General features: G+C 72.3%; 4 protein-coding genes. 1 reads left to right on the top strand and 3 read right to left on the bottom strand.

Annotated elements, in window-relative coordinates:
* The coding region (locus AB0C29_RS38745; protein WP_360831433.1) for an AAA family ATPase at window positions 1–1042 on the top strand (1042 nt) is incomplete at its 5' end.
* Here the strand turns inward: AB0C29_RS38745 and AB0C29_RS38750 are convergent.
* The 3 genes from AB0C29_RS38750 to AB0C29_RS38760 are packed head-to-tail and all read right to left on the bottom strand — an operon-like array spanning window position 1039 to window position 3454.
* On the bottom strand, window positions 1039–1449 hold the full coding sequence (locus AB0C29_RS38750; protein ID WP_360831442.1) for a DUF3263 domain-containing protein: 411 nt from the start codon (window positions 1447–1449) through the stop codon (window positions 1039–1041). The genes AB0C29_RS38745 and AB0C29_RS38750 overlap by 4 nt on opposite strands.
* 11 nt (window positions 1450–1460) lie before the next feature.
* Entirely contained in the window at window positions 1461–2468 is a 1008-nt protein-coding gene (locus tag AB0C29_RS38755) for an ABC transporter permease subunit (RefSeq protein WP_360831436.1), read from the bottom strand.
* Window positions 2465–3454 (bottom strand): ATP-binding cassette domain-containing protein, encoded by a 990-nt coding sequence (locus tag AB0C29_RS38760; protein ID WP_360831439.1) that lies wholly within the window; start codon window positions 3452–3454, stop codon window positions 2465–2467. The genes AB0C29_RS38755 and AB0C29_RS38760 overlap by 4 nt, the downstream gene beginning before the upstream one ends.
* Between the last annotated feature and the right edge of the window lie 87 nt (window positions 3455–3541).

The following is a 3541-nucleotide window of genomic DNA, read 5'->3' on the forward strand; positions in this document are numbered from 1 at the left end:
GCGGGTGCTGACCCGGGGCATGCCGCTGGCCGAGGACGTGCGGCTGGATGACATCGCCGGGCGTACCCCGGGCTTTGTCGCCGCCGACCTGGGTGCGCTGGCCCGCGAGGCCGGGGTACGCGCCGCGCTGCGCCAGAAGGAGGCCGAGTCGCCCACCGTGACCATGGCCGACTTCGAGGGCGCGCTGGACGTGATCCGGCCGACCTCGATGGCCGAGTCGACGCTGGAGGTCGCCCAGGTCACGCTGGACGACGTCGGTGACATGGCCGAGGTGAAGCAGACCCTGACCGAGTCGGTGCTGTGGCCGCTGACCTATCCCGACACGTTCGCCCGGCTCGGGGTGCAGCCGCCGCGCGGTGTCCTGCTCTACGGCCCGCCCGGCTGCGGCAAGACGTATCTGGTCAAGGCGATCGCCGGCACCGGCAAGGCCAACGTGCTGTCGGTCAAGGGCGCCGAACTGCTCAACAAGTGGGTCGGCGAGAGCGAGCGCGCGGTCCGGGAGCTCTTCCGCCGGGCCCGTGAGGCCGCGCCGACCCTGGTCTTCCTGGACGAGGTGGACGCGCTGGCGCCGACCCGCGGCCAGTCCACCGACGGCGGCACGACCGACCGGGTCGTGGCCGCGCTGCTGACCGAGCTGGACGGGGTGGAGTCGCTGCGCAACGTGGTGGTGATCGGCGCGACCAACCGGCCCGACCTGATCGACCCGGCACTGCTGCGGCCGGGCCGGCTGGAACGGCTGGTCTTCGTGCCGCCGCCGGACGGCGAGGCCCGGGCGGCCATCCTGCGGGCCTCGGCCAAGTCCGTGCCGCTGGACAGCGCCGTCGACCTGGACGAGCTGGGCGCCGAGCTGGAGGGCTTCTCTGCCGCGGACTGTGCCGCGCTGATCCGGGAGGCGGCGCTGTCGGCGATGCGCGAGTCGCTGGACGCCTCGACGGTCACCGCCGAGCACGTGGCGACCGCGCGCAAGCGGGTGCGGGCCTCGCTGGATCCGGTGCAGGTCGCGTGGCTGGAGGCCTACGCCTCCACGCACGCCCCCGGCTAGCGGCGGCGGGTGCGGGCCCGGGTCGAGCGCAGCCGGCGCAACCGGCCGATCAGGACCGGGTCATGGGCCAGCGCCGCCGGGTTGTCCAGCAGGCCGTTGAGCAGCTGGTAGTAGCGCGTCGAGGAGAGGCCGAAGGCGTCGCGGACGGCCTGCTCCTTGGCGCCGGCATGCTTCCACCACTTGCTCTCGAACGCGAGGATCTGCACCTCGCGCTCGGTGAGGGCGGGCGCTTCGGCAGTGGGCTCGGCCGGGGGCTCCTCGCGGGGCGCGGGGACGTGCTGCTGGTTGAGAGAGGCGTCGGGCTGCATGGCGCTCCTGGGCGGTGGGAGAGCACGCACAGATGTACGAAGGGGATCGTCAGCATAGTGGCAGCCGGCGATCCCCGCCGTCCGTGAGTGCCGATGCAGCCGAAGCTACCTCAAGTAATGTCTCGGCTACGCATAGTCCACATGGCTGCCCCCACAACGAGGAGCACCACCGCCGCCAGCACCCCGCCGGCCATCGGCCAGGTGATGGTGACCGTGGCCGGCTCGCACCCGGAGGTGCTGGAGTAGTCGCACGAGTCCCAGTCGGTCGCCACGGCCGACTTGTCCATCCAGGCCTGGGTCCACACCGGCACCAGGTACGCCTCCACGAACGGCACCTTGGCCAGCGTCAGCACGGTGCCGAGGCCGAACTGGAACACGATGATCGCCCCGATCGCCGCACCCAGGGCCATCGCCGTGTGCCGGCCCAGCGACGCCAGGCCGAAGCCCACCGCGCCCGCCGCCAGCACCAGCACCAGCCCGCGCAGCTCCATGAGCAGGATGGACTGCCAGGCACCCGAGGTCATCCCGGTCAGCGTGCCGCGCAGCTGCGCGATCAGCACGAACAGCCCGGTCCACACCGCGGAGACCACCACCGTGAACGCGGCCAGACTCACCAGCAGCGCGCCGAGCTTGGTGCCCAGCACCTGCAGCCGGCGCGGCCGCCACAGCAGCAGGTTCATCATGCCGCCGCTGCTCCACTCGGCGCCCACAAAGGTCGCGCCGATCACGAACGCCGTCACCGCCAGCAGCGCGGCGAGCGCGGTCACCAGGAAACCGAACTGCTCGCGGAAGTTGAACGTCGGGTCCATGTACCACTCGGCGCGGAAGTCGTCCCGGACCGGCTGATAGATCTGGTCGCAGGGCGGATAGTTCTGCGCCGCCGGCGTGCCCTGGGCCGCCTGGCAGTCCGCCGTCTCCTTGCTCGCCTGCTGCACAGCCGACTGGTACTGGCTGTCGGCCTCGGCCTGCGCGGCGGCGAGCCGCTCGGGTGACGCCTTGTGGTTGGTGAAGAACATCCCGGCCACGATGGCGGCCAGCACCAGCAGCGTGCCGAGCACGAAGAACCGGGTGAAGCGGCGCTTGGTCAGCCGGCGGGTCTCCGCCGTGTAGAGGCTCACTGTCCCCACCCGCCGTTGATCGCCGGGGCGGCCGCGGACTCGTCGACCTGGCGGTGTTCGCCCTCGACCGGCGCGGTGCCGGTGAGCTCCAGGAAGACGCTCTCCAGGTCGACCGCGACCGGGGCCAGTTCGCTGACGTAGACCCCGCGGGCGGCGAGCGTCCGGGTGATGGCCCCGGGCTGCGCGATGCCGCTGACCATCAGGTGGTCCGGCTCGACGACGACCTGGGCGCCGATCTCGCGCAGCGCCCCGGCCGAGCCGGTCAGGTCGGCGACCGACTCGACGCGGACCCGTACCGAGGAGGTGGCGTGCTGGGCCAGCACGTCGGCGACGCCACCGGCCGCCACCCGGCGCCCGGCCGAGATGATCGTGACGGAGTCGCAGATGAGCTGGATCTCGCCGAGGATGTGACTGGAGAGCACCACGGTCATCCCCGACTCGGCCAGGTTGCGCATCAGCGTGCGCATCTCCCGGATGCCGCCCGGGTCAAGGCCGTTGGCCGGCTCGTCCAGGATCAGCAGTTGCGGGTTCTTGAGCAGGGCGGAGGCGACCGCGAGGCGCTGTTTCATGCCCAGCGAGTAGGTCTTGACCCGGTCGGTGGCCCGGTCCCGCAGCCCGACCAGCTCCAGCACCTCGTGCACCCGCACCCGCTCGACGCCGCCGGCGTCGGCGAGCAGGGACAGGGTGTCGCGGGCGGAGAAGTTGCCGAAGAACTGCGGGCTCTCCACGATGGCGCCGACCAGGCCGGCGACCTCGGGCAGGGCCTGCGGCACCTCCCGGCCGAGCAGGGCCATCCGGCCGCCGTTGGGCCGGATCAGGCCGAGCAGCGTACGCAGCGTGGTGGTCTTGCCGGAGCCGTTGGGCCCCAGGAAGCCGTGCACCTGACCGGCCTCGACGACCATGTCGAAGCCGTCCAGCGCCCGGCGCACCCCCTTGCGGCTGCGATAGGTCTTGCGCAGGCCCTGTATCTCGAGGACAGCATTCACGCCGTCACCCTAATCACTCTCCGCCACTGTTCCCGGCGAAACGGGGCGTGTGCCCCCCCCGGGGGGCCGGGGGGGGGGCCGGCGCGG

This window comes from Actinoplanes sp. NPDC048791 (assembly GCF_040650095.1).
GTDB lineage: Bacteria > Actinomycetota > Actinomycetes > Mycobacteriales > Micromonosporaceae > Actinoplanes.